Origin of the sequence: Vibrio sp. DW001, from assembly GCF_029016285.1 — a bacterium.
Lineage (GTDB): Bacteria > Pseudomonadota > Gammaproteobacteria > Enterobacterales > Vibrionaceae > Vibrio.
Genome location: NZ_CP091975.1, coordinates 263712 through 278776 on the forward strand (window position 1 = coordinate 263712; position 15065 = coordinate 278776).

The following is a 15065-nucleotide window of genomic DNA, read 5'->3' on the forward strand; positions in this document are numbered from 1 at the left end:
ACAGTCCGCAACCTTGTGAATTAGTCGGTGGTTTGAAGCGGTAAATGAAGAAGCAACGTGCCTTTCTGAAATGGGCTGGTGGGAAATATGGGCTTATTGAAAATATACAAAGCCACCTGCCACCTGCAAAAAAATTGATCGAACCATTTGTTGGTGCGGGTTCTGTTTTTTTGAATACCGATTATGAAGAATATCTGCTTGCAGATATAAATCTGGATCTGATTAATATCTATAATTTGGTAAAAACAGAACCAGAAAAATATATCGAAGAATCCAGAAGGTTCTTTAAACCTTCGAGTAATAGAAAAGAGTTCTATCTCGATATTCGAGCGCAGTTCAATGCAACTGACGATGTCTGGTTTCGGTCGACGGCTTTTTTGTATATGAATAGATTTGGCTTTAATGGGCTATGTCGATACAACAAAAAAGGCGGATTTAATGTCCCGTTTGGTTCTTATAAAAAACCTTATTTCCCAGAAAAAGAGCTGATTTTTTTTGCTGAAAAGGCAAAAAAGGCAACATTTGTATGTGAAAGTTATACCGATACCTTTTCACGAGCACGGAAGGGTAGCGTTATTTATTGTGATCCGCCTTACGCTCCATTATCAAATACGGCAAACTTTACTTCCTATTCGGGCAATGGATTTACGCTTGATGATCAAGCGACCTTAGCTGAAATCTCTGAGCGTACAGCTAAAAAACGGGGTATCCCAGTGCTTATCTCAAATCACGATACAGCTCATACTCGCCGCCTGTACAAAGGTGCAGAGCTAGATACCATTCAAGTAAAGCGTACTATCAGTCGTAACGGTGCAGGTCGAAAGAAAGTGGATGAACTTTTTGCTCTGTTTACGCCACCAGAAGAAATATCAGACGATAGGGTTAAAATGAGCCTTGTATAAGGGTTATCACTTATCCCAATTTCAGGCCACTTAGCACTATGATCTCTTGGTTTCCTTAGGTAGAATTGCGACCACATTTCGCCCAATTCTATAAAGAGACCGAGTATGAAAGATTTTCTTATTGCCCCTTCAATTTTATCTGCAGATTTTGCCCGTTTAGGTGACGATGTAGAAAAAGTGCTCGCCGCAGGCGCTGATGTTGTGCATTTTGATGTAATGGACAATCATTTCGTACCAAACCTCACGTTCGGCGCGCCAATCTGTAAAGCGCTTCGAGACTATGGTATTACCGCTCCAATTGATGTGCATTTAATGGTTAAGCCTGTTGACCGAATTATCCCCGATTTTGCAAAAGCTGGCGCAACCATGATTACCGTGCATGCAGAAGCGACCGATCATCTAGATAGAAGCATTCAGCTAATCAAAGAGTGTGGCTGTCAAGCTGGAGTGGTGTTTAACCCCGCGACCCCTTTGCATTATCTTGACTACCTGATGGACAAGATCGATATGATTCTATTGATGTCGGTTAACCCTGGCTTTGGTGGTCAATCATTTATTCCAAGCTCTCTAGATAAATTGAATGATATTCGCCAGCGTATTAAAGCATCTGGTCGTGATATTCGATTGGAAATTGATGGTGGTGTTAAGGTCGACAATATCCGTGAGATAGCGGAAGCAGGTGCCGATATGTTTGTTGCTGGTTCTGCAATTTTTAATCAGCCTGATTATAAAGCGGTCATTGATGAGATGCGTGCAGAGTTGGCTAAAGTGAAAAGCTAGAATTTCATCATCCCCACGAAAGTGGGGGGACCTAGAACCGTCTAGATTCCCGTTTTCACGGGAATGACGGGGGATTTTGATAAAAATAAGATGTATGACTCTCGTTATGGAGAACAAAATGTCATTTGAGAAAGTAAAATTTATCGCCTTTGATTTGGATGGGACGTTATTAGATAGCGTGCCGGATTTAGCCTTCGCGGTAGATCAAACAGTACAAGCGTTAGGTCATGACCCTATCGAAGAGACTCAAGTACGTGATTGGGTAGGAAACGGTGCTGACGTACTTATTGCTAGAGGTCTTAGTCGAAATATCCACGTAGATGAAAACTTAAGCTCAGATGAAATTAAGAAAGCGCGAGAGATGTTTGATCGTTTTTATGCGGAGAGTGGTCATAAACTGAGCCCTCTTTACCCTACTGTTTTTGATACTTTGTGTCAGTTGCAACAACGTGGGTATATCATGTCATTGGTTACCAATAAGCCTTCCAAATTCGTGCCTGAAATTCTAGAGCAACATGGGCTTACACACTTCTTTTCCGATGTCATTGGTGGTGAAGATTTTCCCAAACGTAAACCCGACCCTATTGCATTGAACTGGCTACTTGAAAAACATGGTTTTTCGGCGGACGAGATGCTCATGGTAGGGGATTCAAAGCATGATATTTTAGCCGCGAAGAATGCATGTTGCCTTTCGTTTGGTCTGACGTATGGTTACAACCATGGTGAGCCCCTTTCTGATTCCAATCCGGATATTGTTGCAGACCAACTCTCGACATTATTAGAAATATTGCCAGAGTCAGTGTAAAACTCTGGAATTATGCGCCTCAATGAGTACACTGGATTACACCCAAGTTACGTCAAGGTACTTGGGTGTAATGTTATTGAAAATTAAGATAATACTCCTAAATATTAAGGCGTTTAGCTAGATATGAGGGCAATTAACTAAAGTTTATAAGTAAGCAAAGGAAATCATAAAAATGAGCAAACCTATCGTATTAAGTGGTGTTCAACCATCAGGTGAACTAAGTATTGGTAACTACTTAGGTGCTCTACGTCAGTGGCAGCGAATGCAAGATGATTATGATTGCCAATATTGTGTTGTAGATCTGCATGCGATTACCGTTCGTCAAGATGCGAAAAAGCTTTATCAAGCAACCTTAGACGCACTGTCAATTTGCCTCGCTGTTGGTGTAACTCCAGAAAAAAGCACTTTGTTTGTTCAGTCGCATGTTCCTGAGCATGCACAACTCGGTTGGATTCTTAACTGCTATACCCAAATGGGTGAGCTAAACCGCATGACTCAGTTTAAAGATAAATCAAAGCGTTACGCGAACGATATCAACGTGGGTCTATATGACTACCCAGTATTAATGGCAGCGGATATTCTCGTCTATCAGGCCGAGCAAGTTCCTGTTGGTAGTGACCAAAAGCAACACCTAGAACTCGCACGTGATATCGCGAATCGCTTTAATAACATCTATGGTGAAACCTTTGTCGTGCCTGAACCCTACATTCCTGAGGTCGGTTCGCGAGTGATGAGCCTTCAAGATGCGACGAAGAAAATGTCGAAATCGGATGATAATCGTAAAAACGTTATTACGCTTCTTGAAGATCCAAAGTCTATCACCAAGAAGATAAAGAGCGCGGTTACTGACCCAGAAGACCCACCGCGCGTGATTTACGATATTGAAAATAAACCGGGTATCGCTAACCTGATGGGCCTTATGTCTGGGGCAACAGGCAAAACCTTTGCAGAAATTGAAGCCGAATATCAAGGCAAGATGTATGGACACCTAAAGGGTGATGTAGCAGAGGTGGTGGTTTCAATGCTTGAACCTGTACAAGCGGAATACAAGCGTATTCGAAATGACAGAGCCTATCTTGATTCAGTGATGAAAATGGGCGCGGATAAGGCGTCTGAGCGTGCTGCTATCACGTTGAAGAAAGTCTATGAAGCGGTGGGATTTGTTACTCGTCCTTAGTATTCATTCACGAATAAGTACGCAATTAAAAAAGTAAAAACCACCTTAAATGGTGGTTTTTTATATCTAAAAATCCATTTTTTACAATGTATTGAATCAATCCGGAAAAATAGGGTTCTCAATATTGATAATGCACCAAATTATTAGAGGCTAGATCGTTGTTTTGGCGTAAAAGTTATCGATTGCTTTCTCATATTTAATGAAATTGGTTCCAAATTTAAAATTGTCAAAAAAGTAAAGCATTACATTCACATTACCTTGTTGAACTTTGCTCTAGTATTTGTGATGTAAATTCTAGGATTGATTTACATCACAAATACTAGTAATTCGATTGAGCTGTTCGAATTAAATACAACAATAAAGATATTAGCTAACCAACACTGTGTTTTATGTGTGGCGAGTTAGAAGGTGAATTATGGATAATAACTTTTTTAAAAAGAGTGTCTTAGCTACAGCGTTATGTGCTGTTTCATATTCCACATCGGCCGAGATTTTTATTTCTCAGTATGTTGAAGGTGGAAGTTTTAACAAAGCGATTGAGATTGCGAATACTGGTTCGGAGGCGGTGACGTTAGAAGGCTATATTCTCGCTAAATCTGCAAACGGAAATGGGATTTGGGCGAATGATTATATACTAGATGATGTGACCATCGGCGCTAATGATGTGGTGGTGTTTTCAAACTCTCAAGCGAACGCCGAAATTCAAGCCGTAACCGATTTTACAGACAACGGAGTCATCAATCATAATGGAGATGACCCTATTGCAATACTCAATGCTTCTGACCGTAGCGTGCATGATGTCATCGGCGTGATGGGAGACGTAGATTGGGGAAAAGATGTCACATTAGTTAGAAAGTCTTCTGCTCATAACCCTTCGGCTAACTATTCAGCAAGTGATTGGGACTCTTTAGAAAAAGATGACATCACCAATCTAGGCCTTTTAGAAGAATTGCCTATGCCTGTCGCATTTGACTGTAAGGTTGATGGACAGGAGCCATTATATACCCGTATTTCCGATATTCAGGGTGAGGGGGATGCATCACCTCTGTTGGCTGAAGATTCATACAACAGCAATGATAGCTACTTTGTTAAAGGTGTTGTTACAGCCGTCACCAATTCCATTACTAAAGGCTTCTTCTTACAATCATTGACCGCTGATTCCAACCCAAAAACCTCTGAAGGTTTATTTGTCTTTACCAATAGCTCGTCATCAGAAGTGGTTGCCGGTGATGTGGTTTGTGCTTACGGCAAAGTTAAGGAGTACTACTCAAATACGCAGCTTTCTATTGATAAGGATGATTGGGTTAAGCTTTCTGAACAAAGTGTACCTGAAGCAACAGCAATGAAAATGAGCAGCACAGATCAGGATTTTGAACAAACACTTGAACGCTATGAAGGTATGTTGGTGAAAACCGATGCCAACCTTGATATGCGTGTGACAAGAACCTTTGGTTATGATTATGGCTCACGCAGAAATAACATGGTTCTTGCACAGGGTCGCCCTAATATGCAGCCTAACCAATTATATGTGGCCGGGTCTGAAGAAGCGGATGATCAATCTGAACAGAATACGATTAAACGTCTATTTGTCGACTCAGATGAAAAAGCGCCAAATGGTGTGATCCCATATTATCCTGACTTTGCTAGAACCGACGCGGATTCAGATGGTTCTACAGAAGACTATATTCGAATCAATGACAGAGTCGATGGTTTAGAAGGTGTGCTTGCTTACACATATGGCGATTTTCGCATGATCGTTACCAATACGGTAACGGCAGAAAACTTTGAACATCTATCACCGAGAACCGATTCGCCTGAGTTATATGAAGGTGATCTTCGAATAGCAACATTTAACGTACTTAACTACTTTAACTCGCCTTTTGGTGGAGATAGTAATCAATTTGGCAGTAACCGTGGTGCGACAACGCAAGAAGATTTTGAGTTGCAACAGGAGAAAATTGTTCAAGCTATTCTTCGATTAGATGCGGATATCATTGGTCTTATGGAAATTGAGAACAATGGATTTGGTGAGAAATCAGCAATCAAGCAATTGCTCGATCAAGTTAATAGCCACATCTCTAAGAAAAAAAATCAGTATGCTTTTGTTTCATACGATGGTAATGCTGACGGTGTGATAGATGCGAATGATTCTGTCGGAACCGATGCCATTGCTGTTGGCGTTATTTATCGTCCTAAAGCGGTGAAGTTAGTTGAATCTAGAGTCATCCTAATGCCATCTCAGCAAGCACCAGAAGTAAAAGATTCAGATGGTAAAGTCATTGAGGATGGTAAGAACTATCAACGTGATTCTCTAGCGCCAACGTTTAAAGTAAAAGGCATAAAAGGTAAGCATGGCAACAATAAGCTAACTGTTGCCATAAATCACTTTAAATCGAAAGGCTCTAAATGTTGGGAAGATGCCGCTCCTATTGAAGATGGTGGACAAGCAACCAAAGACCTAGATCGTCAAGGGTCATGCGAAAACTTCCGTGTTTCTGCTGCTGTTGCATTGGGTGAGGCGCTTAGTCAAATTGATGGGCATAAAGTCATTCTTGGTGATATGAACTCCTACGCGAAAGAAGATCCGATGCTTGTCCTAACGGAATTTGATTCGCAAAGTCTCGGTCGTGACATTCGTGCAGCAAGAAATACTTACATAGATGGTGTTGAGTTGCATGGCGATGAAGGTGGGGTGATCAATAAAAGTTATGGTTATATAAATGCCATTTCCCTTTTCCACCCAGAAGCATGGAGCTATTCGTACAATGATGAAGTGGGTTCTCTGGATCACATCTTAGTCAGTGATTCATTAGAAGCTAAAGTTGTCGATGCTGTGGATTGGCATATTAATGGTGGGGAATCGACTTTATTTGAATACAGCAGTAAATTCACTGGTGATCTTCCTAAATACGCAGACCATTATCGTTCATCAGATCATGATCCTGCTGTACTTGAACTAGACATGAAAGGGGGCAGTGTTGGTTTTGCTCTACTTATTGGATTAGCGGGTTTTGGCTTTGTTCGTTCTCGTGAGCAAGCTTATAAGTAAGCTCTTTTAGTTTGTTAATAAAGGCCAGCGCGGCTGGCCTTACTTTTCTTTTGTTCGTTTTTTCTTGCCTTTCATTTTGCCTATAGCACAATACTGCCTTAGTAAAACTGCCTATATGACCATTATGTTACTCATTATCGATAACTACGATTCATTTACCTACAACTTGTATCAATATTTTTGCGAGCTTGGTGCTGACGTAAAAGTGATAAGAAATGACCAAATTGACCTTCAAGGTATTAATACGCTTAACCCTTCTCACCTTGTTATCTCTCCGGGTCCGTGTACGCCAAATGAGGCCGGTATATCATTAGAGGCAATAAAGTACTTCTCTGGCAAGTTACCTATATTGGGCGTCTGCTTAGGGCATCAAGCCATCGCTCAAGCCTTTGGTGCTGATATTATTCGTGCAAGTAAAGTGATGCATGGGAAAACCTCTTCTATTCGGCATAACAATAAAAGTGTATTTAAAGGCTTGAATGACCCTTTAACCGTGACTCGATATCATTCACTTATTGTCGATGCAGGTTCACTTTCAGACTGTTTCGAACTGACCGCATGGACCGAAAAAAAAGAGGGTTCTGTGGATGAAATTATGGGGTTTCAGCACAAAACGTTACCTATTGATGCCGTCCAATTCCACCCAGAGTCGATTAAAACAGAACAAGGTCACGAACTGTTGGCTAATTTCTTACGTCGCTAACTTAATAACTAGATTCATTACTGGTTATATTTAGGGTTATTAATCTCTCTGTAATCGTCAAAGATCTCTTTTCTTAACATTTTTTTTCTCTAAAATAAAAAAATCCAAATATGAAAATTTATGCGCAGTTAAAAATACTGCCATACATAAACTGTATGAAATTGCTGCAAAAAGTGATTTAGACAGTAATATTTTGGGGGATTTTATTTATAACAGTGACTAATTAATGAATAAATCGTCAATAATGGGCCTTTCTCGCTGAACAGTAATTGGAAAATAAGTATCAATAGCTATTGAATTAGTTAATAAATTGTTAATACAATGCGAGAGTAGAATAAATCACCAGTTGGCTAATTCATTTGTGGAATTAAAAATGGCCAATAGTACGAATATGGAGTGTTAATCAATGGATAAGAAAGTCGAACGTAATTGGTTCAATGACGTGATGGTACCTTGTTACAACCCTATGGAGATGATTCCTGTTAAAGGCGTTGGCTCTCGAGTATGGGATCAACAAGGTAATGAGTATATCGACTTCGCGGGCGGTATTGCGGTTAGCTGTTTGGGTCATTGTCATCCAGTAATGGTGAATGCGATAACAGAGCAAGCGAATAAGATTTGGCACTTAAGTAACGTTATGACCAATGAGCCTGCGTTACGTTTAGCAAGAAAGCTCACCGAGATCTCATTTGCGGACAAAGTGTTTTTTGCTAATTCGGGTGCAGAAGCGAATGAAGCTGCTCTCAAGCTTGCTCGACGTGTTGCCGTTGACAAATACGGTGATGATAAATCAGAGATTATCGCCTTTAAACAAGGCTTCCATGGGCGAACATTCTTCACCGTAACCGTCGGTGGTCAAGCCGCTTATTCCGATGGCTTTGGTCCGAAACCGGGTAATGTTACTCACCTAGATTATAACGATATTGAAGCGTTTAAAGCGCAAATATCGGATAAAACCTGCGCCGTTATGATGGAGCCACTTCAAGGGGAAGGCGGTATTGTCTCTCCGAGTAAAGAGTTTGCTCAGACTGTTCGTGAATTGTGTGATAAACACAATGCACTTCTCATTTTTGATGAAGTCCAAACGGGTAATGGCCGTACCGGTACCTTTTATGCCTATGAAAGTTTGGGTGTAACGCCAGATATCTTGAGTACAGCAAAATCTTTGGGTGGTGGTATCCCTATTGGCGCCATGTTAACAACGGATGAATTTGCTCCTCACTTAAAAATCGGTACGCACGGTTCAACATACGGTGGTAACCCATTAGCGTGTGCAGTTGCCGAAGCGGTGGTTAATCTTGTAAGCAAACCAGAAACACTTGCTGGAGTGAAAGAAAGAGAAGTTCTGTTCCGCGACGGGCTGGCTAAAATTAATGAGAAATACAATATTTTTGCTGAAATTCGAGGGCAAGGCCTTCTTATCGGTGCTGCTTTGAATGATGAGTGGCAGGGCAGAGCGCGCGATGTGCTTGTTGCCGCAGGCAAAGAAGGCTTAATGTTGTTAGTGGCTGGTGCGAGCGTTGTACGTTTCACGCCTTCACTTGTTATTGACAAAAAAGATATTGAAGAAGGTCTAGCGAAGCTAGATAAGGCTATCGCTTCAATCGTGTAAGAAAAATGGAACTTTGAGTACCTAGTCTCTGGTGACAAACTAGAGTCTAGGAACCATAACTGCGAGGAGTATTGCAGATGCTGGTTGTTAGGCCAATAAAAAATACGGACTATGAAGCGCTACATGTATGTGCTGTCGAGTCTGGTCATGGATTCACATCCCTTCCTGTAAATGAAGAATTGCTGACCAATCGAATCAATAATTCGGTAGAGAGCTTTAGTAAACCGAATGTGACGGAACCCGGTGATGAAGGGTATCTAATGGTTGGCTTTGATTCAGAAACAGGCGAAATAGGCGGTACAACTGGCATAGAGGCATCGATTGGGTGGGATGTTCCATTCTATACCTACCATATTAGTAAAATAGTCCACTCATCTCCTAAGCTTGGTGTGAATAATATTGTTAAGTTACTGACATTTGGTAACAACTACACGGGTTGTTCGGAAGTATGCACATTATTTTTAAGACCAAGTTTTCGTGCTGGCCTCAATGGACGTTTGATGTCTAAGTGCCGATTTTTGATCATGGCAGAGCATCCAGAGCGTTTTTCTGAAACAGTATTCGCTGAAATGCGTGGTGTATCTGATGCTGATGGTAACTCGCCTTTCTGGCAGTGGTTGCAAGAACACTTCTTCTCCATTGACTTCACCTTAGCTGATTACCTGACGGGTATTGGGAAAAAAGGGTTTATTGCAGACCTTATGCCTAAGCTACCTATTTATATCAACTTGCTAAGTAAAGAAGCGCAAGCGGTTATTGGTAAAGTTCACGAGAATACAGTACCGGCACTTAAGCTCTTAAAAAGAGAAGGTTTTGTTTGTCGAGACTATGTCGATATCTTTGACGCAGGTCCGACCGTTGAATGCGATCTAATGAATATTGTGTCCGTGCGAGATTCATTTAAAGCCAAGGTAAAAGTGAGAGAGCATACCAGCTCGCAAGACTATCTGATGATTAACACTTCTTTTGAGAACTTCCGTGGCACAGCGGCGAAAGGCGCTTTTGATAAAGAGACGAATACCGTACTTTTATCGCCCGAAGTGGCAAAGGCATTAGAAGTTAAAGATGATGAATACGTTCGGATGCTCACCCAATAGTGACGCTTGCTTGAGTAAAGTGAAACCGTAAAGATTAAGGAAAAAAGATGGAACAGTGTTCTTCAGTTCAATGGATTGCAAGTCAATGGGTTGCTGGTCAAGGCGAGGCAATGAATTCGACCTCTCCTTATAATGGTAACGTTATTTGGCAAGGTGTTAGTGCGACGTCTGTACAGGTGGAGCAAGCAGTAAAAGCCGCGCGCACTGCATTTGTTGATTGGAAAAAATTAAGCTTTTCAGAGCGAGAGACTTATATTCTTGCTTTTGCTGAAGAAGTGAAGGCAAACAGCGAAGAGATTGCTCAAATTATTGCCAAAGAGACGGGGAAACCTATCTGGGAAACTCGCACTGAAGCGGGTGCGGTTGCGGGTAAAATCGCGATATCTATTCGTGCCTATCATGAGCGTACTGGAAACACACAGCGTGAAGTTGGTGATAATCAAATTGTACTTCGTCACAAACCACTTGGTGTTATGGCTATATTTGGCCCGTATAATTTCCCTGCTCATCTGCCTAACGGACATATGGTACCTGCTCTTTTGGCAGGGAATACGATTGTTTATAAACCGTCTGAACAGACGCCCGCGACAGCTGAACTCATCGTTAAATTATGGGAGAGAGCTGGGTTACCAACAGGGGTTATTAACCTTGTGCAGGGGGCGAAGGAGACCGGTGTAGCACTTGCCGAATCGAAAGGCATCGATGGTTTACTCTTCACCGGAAGTGCAAATACTGGCCATATCCTTCATCGACAGTTTGCTGGTCAACCTGACAAAATGCTTGCTCTAGAGATGGGCGGGAATAATCCGATGGTGATCTCCGAGCGTTATGGCGACCTCGATTCTACGGTCTATACCATTGTGCAATCCGCATTTATAAGTGCAGGTCAACGTTGTACTTGTGCTCGTCGCTTATATGTACCGGTAGGCGAAAAGGGCGATGTATTAATCAAAAAATTGACTGAAGCGACGAATAATATTTTGGTTGATGAACCATTTGCTGAGCCTCAACCTTTTATGGGGCCGCAGATCTCTGTCCAAGCCGCAGCATTTATAATAAATGCTCAAGCCAACCTCTTAAAGCTGGGTGCAGAATCAATCATTGAAGCAAAGCATACTAGCGCAGCCTTTGTAACGCCGGGTCTAATTGATGTGACCAAAATTGAATCTTTGCCAGATGAAGAATATTTCGGACCGCTTCTACAAGTTGTGCGTTATGAAGGGCTAGAGAAAGCCGTTGAGCTTGCCAATGATACTCGTTTTGGCCTGTCAGCAGGGTTAGTGTCTACTGACGACGGTGAGTGGGAGTATTTTGTTGATCATATACGAGCTGGTATCGTAAACCGTAATCGTCAATTAACTGGAGCAAGCGGTGATGCACCGTTTGGTGGACCTGGAGCCTCTGGTAACCTACGACCAAGTGCCTATTATGCCGCTGACTATTGTGCGTATCCAATGGCTTCGATGGAAGGAAGTGAAACATTACTGCCAACAACGTTGAGCCCGGGTGTCAAACTTTAATAGAAAAAACTTAGAGCGTCCAAGATTCATTTTTGATTTAAACCAAGGAGGTATTATGTCACCTAGCATACTGTTTCAGTCCTTATGGAACGATTATATTGAACGACTTTGCCCTTCTGCAGATAAAGTTCATGACCTGCTTGAGGAGGGAGAGGATCTTATCAATGACCATATTGCTTTGCGTACTTTCTCATTGGCTCCACTTGGATTAGAGGTGTTAGCAAAACCATTTCTGGATCTTGGTTATAAAGCGTGCGGTGACTATGTTTTTGAAAGCAAAAACCTGACGGCAAAGCATTACGAGCACCCTGATAAGACTCAACCTAAAGTGTTTATTAGTCAATTGGAGGTGGGATTATGCTCACCACAACTGCAATCAATTGTTGAAAAATTAGTTCTTCAGGTCGATCCTGAAAAGCTAACCAGTAGCGATTTTCTTCATCATGGCCGTTTGTGGAATATTAGCCATGAGGATTATTTACTATTATCCAAAGAAAGCGAATACGCTGCTTGGTTAGCTGCGCATGGTTATGGCGCGAATCATTTTACAGTGAGCGTGAATCAGCTTAATGCTTTCTCTAGCGTGAAGGCCGTTAATGATCATTTAAGAGTTGCGGGCTTTGCTATTAATGAGTCGGGTGGGGAAGTAAAGGGTTCAGCGGAAGTGCTGCTAGAACAGTCTTCCACAATGGCTGATAAAGTCCCCGTGCCATTTTCTGATGGAAAGCAGGTTATTCCCGGTGGGTTCTATGAATTTGCTTTAAGGTATCCGATGAACAACGGCGAGTTGTATCAAGGTTTTGTTGCGGCTTCTGCCGATAAGATATTTGAGAGTACGGATACGTAAGGTGGGTCGGTGACTTCCTTTAATTCCGCCATCCTCACTAATCCCCGTCATCCCCACGAAAGTGGGGACCTAAACTATTGAATGCAAACGTACATCGATTGGTGTTATTCCAACCCCAAATCTAATGGCGTTTTACTTGGTCTGCCACCAATCTCTCTGGTTAGCTTCGGTACGATATACCCAGAAACACGAGTAATGATCTCTGCCATAATCTGTTTTGCTTCTTGGTCACTAACATAGAAGTGAGCAGCCCCTTGGACCTTGTCCAATACATGTAAATAGTATGGTTGGACACCCACATCAAATAACCTTTCATTGAGGTTAACTTGAGCGTCGACACTGTCATTAACCCCTTTTAGCAAGACGGATTGATTGAGCAGATGTGCACCAGAAGACCTGAGCTTACCTAAAGCATTCGCGAGTGGTTCATCTATCTCGTTGGCATGATTAATATGAGAAACAAAGACAACCTGTAATCTTGTATTGCGGAAAATTTGGCAGAGCTTTTCGGTGATTCGAGAAGGGATGACAACAGGCAAACGAGAGTGAATTCTCAAACGCTTGATATGCTTGAACTCCCTTAGTGCATCAATGAGCCACTCTAATTCATGGTCTTTTGCCATTAATGGGTCGCCACCAGATAATATCACTTCGTTAAGTTCTGTGTGCTCGGCTATATAGTTAAGGCTTTGCTGCCAGACAACTTTGTTTCCTTTATTGTCGCTGTAAGGAAAATGCCGTCTAAAACAGTATCGACAATTAATCGCACAGCCTCCCTTCAGTATCAGTAAGGCTCGGTTACGGTACTTGTGTAAAATGCCTGGGTTTTCATTTTCTTGCTCTTCCAACGGATCAGAAGAGTAACCATCATGAATCTCTAACTCTTCACTAACGGGTAGAACTTGGCGAAGAAGTGGATCATGGATATTTCCTTTCTCCATTTTGTCGACAAAGCTTTGAGGAACTCTTTGTGAGAACTGTTTTCTTGCGGTGAAGTTTATCTGGCCATTTTTATCTTTAGGCCACTGAGATTGAGGAATTCCAAGCTTTTTAAGTAATATTTCAGGATCGGAGATCGCATTCGTTAGTTCAATCAGCCAGTTTTGCTCAACAGCGACGGTTTTTAGGGGTATGATATGCGACATTAAAGTTTAACTCGAAGAAAATTTAAGAGGACAAAATGGCTACAGTTAGCACTAATGAATTCAAAGGCGGTCTTAAGCTAATGCTTGATAACGAGCCTAGTGTAATCCTTGAAAACGAATACGTAAAACCGGGTAAAGGGCAAGCATTTAACCGTGTGAAAATTCGTAAACTTCTTTCTGGTAAGGTGCTAGAGAAAACATTTAAGTCTGGCGAAAGTTTTGAACAAGCAGACGTGATGGATATTGATCTAGACTACCTGTACTCAGATGGTGAATTCTATCACTTTATGGACGCAGAAACATTCGAACAAACTGCGGCAGATGTAAAAGCAGTTGGTGATAGCGCTAAGTGGTTGGTTGAGAACAATACTTGTATGGTTACTTTATGGAATGGTAATCCTATCACGATAACGCCACCTAACTTTGTTGAACTAGAAGTCACTGAAACCGACCCCGGTCTTAAAGGTGATACTGCTGGTACCGGCGGGAAACCTGCAACACTCATTACAGGTGCAGTCGTTCGTGTTCCTCTATTTATCCAAATTGGTGAAATAATTAAAGTTGATACTCGTTCTGGTGAATATGTAGGGCGCGTTAAGTAAACGGTATTTTAGAAAGAAGAAAGGGATTGATGTTTTATCATCAATCCCTTTTTTATCGTCATAAGATTTAAATCATAAAGATAAAAATCACACTCAATGCTGAAATCAAACCAGCGATAAAGTAGCAAACAACTTTACCAACCACACCAGTGTGCAGTTTTAGGTCGTGCATACCGTGGTGAACACGGTGCATGGCATGCCACATTGGAAGGGCGAGTGTTCCGATGATAAAGAGGGCGCCAATAAAGCTGGTTGCAAAATCGGCAACGCGCTCATAACTCATCGCTTCCGCATCAATAATTCCGAGGGGGGCAAGGATACCTATCACCAATACGGTAATTGGGGTGATCATGGCAAACCAGGTACCACCGGCACCAAATAGACCCCACCATACGGGCTCGTCTGAACGTTTTGGATGTTTATTAACCACAATGAGCTCCTTATACGATGATGAGTACGATTAATGAGATAGCAGCAACGGCTGCCCACTGACCAAGCACAATAATCTTCGTGTCCACGAGTTTGCCTTTCAATCGAATCGGCATCACTTGTGGGAACATCGTAAAGAATGTGTGTGCGTGGTACAGGCTCCCGGCTAACGAGACGATATTGATCGCCACGACAACAGGGTTCGCCATAAAGGTTAGCCAAGCGTCCCATGATTCGGGGCCTTTAACTAAGCTGCCTAGCCCGAAAGTTAGGCACAGTGTGAAAAATATAATGGGTAATACAGTCGCTTCACGGATCATGTACATGCGGTAGAAATTGCTCTTCTGCCACCATGTTGCTTTCATTTCGCGAACGTAAGGTTTACGGTTACTCATCC

14 protein-coding genes are annotated in these 15065 nt (G+C 42.0%); 11 read left to right on the plus strand and 3 right to left on the minus strand.

The features are described 5' to 3' along the window. The first annotated feature begins 44 nt into the window (after window positions 1–44). From L3V77_RS01230 to L3V77_RS01275, 10 genes are all read left to right on the plus strand, one after another. Entirely contained in the window at window positions 45–902 is an 858-nt protein-coding gene (locus tag L3V77_RS01230; protein ID WP_275135402.1) for a Dam family site-specific DNA-(adenine-N6)-methyltransferase, read from the plus strand. A gap of 105 nt (window positions 903–1007) precedes the next feature. Then, complete coding sequence (gene rpe / locus L3V77_RS01235; protein ID WP_275135403.1) at window positions 1008–1682, plus strand: ribulose-phosphate 3-epimerase; 675 nt, start codon at window positions 1008–1010, stop codon at window positions 1680–1682. A gap of 118 nt (window positions 1683–1800) precedes the next feature. Continuing rightward, window positions 1801–2487, plus strand: a complete 687-nt coding sequence (locus tag L3V77_RS01240; RefSeq protein WP_275135404.1) for a phosphoglycolate phosphatase — start codon at window positions 1801–1803, stop codon at window positions 2485–2487. 172 nt (window positions 2488–2659) lie between these two features. Then, window positions 2660–3664: a tryptophan--tRNA ligase gene (gene trpS, locus L3V77_RS01245; protein ID WP_275135405.1), complete on the plus strand. Its 1005-nt coding sequence runs from the start codon at window positions 2660–2662 to the stop codon at window positions 3662–3664. Between the two features lie 415 nt (window positions 3665–4079). Continuing rightward, window positions 4080–6713 carry an ExeM/NucH family extracellular endonuclease gene (locus L3V77_RS01250; RefSeq protein WP_275135406.1) on the plus strand — a complete coding sequence of 878 codons (2634 nt, stop codon included), beginning with the start codon at window positions 4080–4082 and terminating at the stop codon, window positions 6711–6713. 124 nt (window positions 6714–6837) lie between these two features. Continuing rightward, window positions 6838–7416 (plus strand): aminodeoxychorismate/anthranilate synthase component II, encoded by a 579-nt coding sequence (locus tag L3V77_RS01255; RefSeq protein WP_275136666.1) that lies wholly within the window; start codon window positions 6838–6840, stop codon window positions 7414–7416. A 406-nt stretch (window positions 7417–7822) separates the two neighbouring features. After that, a complete protein-coding gene (locus L3V77_RS01260; protein WP_275135407.1) occupies window positions 7823–9028 on the plus strand; it encodes an aspartate aminotransferase family protein in 1206 nt (401 codons plus the stop codon). A gap of 77 nt (window positions 9029–9105) precedes the next feature. After that, complete coding sequence (gene astA, locus L3V77_RS01265; RefSeq protein ID WP_275135408.1) at window positions 9106–10125, plus strand: arginine N-succinyltransferase; 1020 nt, start codon at window positions 9106–9108, stop codon at window positions 10123–10125. 47 nt (window positions 10126–10172) lie between these two features. Next, window positions 10173–11645 (plus strand): succinylglutamate-semialdehyde dehydrogenase, encoded by a 1473-nt coding sequence (gene astD / locus L3V77_RS01270; RefSeq protein WP_275135409.1) that lies wholly within the window; start codon window positions 10173–10175, stop codon window positions 11643–11645. A 55-nt stretch (window positions 11646–11700) separates the two neighbouring features. Further along, the gene (locus tag L3V77_RS01275; protein ID WP_275135410.1) at window positions 11701–12492 is read left to right on the plus strand and encodes a DUF1338 domain-containing protein; all 792 of its coding nucleotides are present in this window, start codon (window positions 11701–11703) and stop codon (window positions 12490–12492) included. Between the two features lie 104 nt (window positions 12493–12596). Here L3V77_RS01275 and epmB read toward each other — a convergent pair whose 3' ends face one another. After that, window positions 12597–13637 (minus strand): EF-P beta-lysylation protein EpmB, encoded by a 1041-nt coding sequence (gene epmB / locus L3V77_RS01280; protein ID WP_275135411.1) that lies wholly within the window; start codon window positions 13635–13637, stop codon window positions 12597–12599. A gap of 35 nt (window positions 13638–13672) precedes the next feature. Here epmB and efp point away from each other — a divergent pair, with 35 nt between their 5' ends. After that, complete coding sequence (gene efp, locus L3V77_RS01285; protein ID WP_195704966.1) at window positions 13673–14239, plus strand: elongation factor P; 567 nt, start codon at window positions 13673–13675, stop codon at window positions 14237–14239. Window positions 14240–14306: 67 nt separating this feature from the next. Here the strand turns inward: efp and frdD are convergent, their stop codons facing one another. After that, entirely contained in the window at window positions 14307–14669 is a 363-nt protein-coding gene (frdD, locus tag L3V77_RS01290) for a fumarate reductase subunit FrdD (protein WP_342752054.1), read from the minus strand. A 10-nt stretch (window positions 14670–14679) separates the two neighbouring features. Beyond that, on the minus strand, window positions 14680–15063 hold the full coding sequence (frdC, locus tag L3V77_RS01295; protein WP_195704022.1) for a fumarate reductase subunit FrdC: 384 nt from the start codon (window positions 15061–15063) through the stop codon (window positions 14680–14682). Between the last annotated feature and the right edge of the window lie 2 nt (window positions 15064–15065).

What these genes read in the sequence shown, in the direction of transcription:
- frdC (WP_195704022.1), bottom strand. Translation starts at nt 15,063, where the DNA reads ATGAGTAACCGTAAACCTTACGTTCGCGAAATGAAAGCAACATGGTGG.
- L3V77_RS01255 (WP_275136666.1), top strand. Translation starts at nt 6,838, where the DNA reads ATGTTACTCATTATCGATAACTACGATTCATTTACCTACAACTTGTAT.
- astD (WP_275135409.1), top strand. Translation starts at nt 10,173, where the DNA reads ATGGAACAGTGTTCTTCAGTTCAATGGATTGCAAGTCAATGGGTTGCT.
- astA (WP_275135408.1), top strand. Translation starts at nt 9,106, where the DNA reads ATGCTGGTTGTTAGGCCAATAAAAAATACGGACTATGAAGCGCTACAT.
- trpS (WP_275135405.1), top strand. Translation starts at nt 2,660, where the DNA reads ATGAGCAAACCTATCGTATTAAGTGGTGTTCAACCATCAGGTGAACTA.
- L3V77_RS01275 (WP_275135410.1), top strand. Translation starts at nt 11,701, where the DNA reads ATGTCACCTAGCATACTGTTTCAGTCCTTATGGAACGATTATATTGAA.
- L3V77_RS01260 (WP_275135407.1), top strand. Translation starts at nt 7,823, where the DNA reads ATGGATAAGAAAGTCGAACGTAATTGGTTCAATGACGTGATGGTACCT.
- epmB (WP_275135411.1), bottom strand. Translation starts at nt 13,637, where the DNA reads ATGTCGCATATCATACCCCTAAAAACCGTCGCTGTTGAGCAAAACTGG.
- rpe (WP_275135403.1), top strand. Translation starts at nt 1,008, where the DNA reads ATGAAAGATTTTCTTATTGCCCCTTCAATTTTATCTGCAGATTTTGCC.
- L3V77_RS01230 (WP_275135402.1), top strand. Translation starts at nt 45, where the DNA reads ATGAAGAAGCAACGTGCCTTTCTGAAATGGGCTGGTGGGAAATATGGG.
- L3V77_RS01240 (WP_275135404.1), top strand. Translation starts at nt 1,801, where the DNA reads ATGTCATTTGAGAAAGTAAAATTTATCGCCTTTGATTTGGATGGGACG.
- efp (WP_195704966.1), top strand. Translation starts at nt 13,673, where the DNA reads ATGGCTACAGTTAGCACTAATGAATTCAAAGGCGGTCTTAAGCTAATG.
- L3V77_RS01250 (WP_275135406.1), top strand. Translation starts at nt 4,080, where the DNA reads ATGGATAATAACTTTTTTAAAAAGAGTGTCTTAGCTACAGCGTTATGT.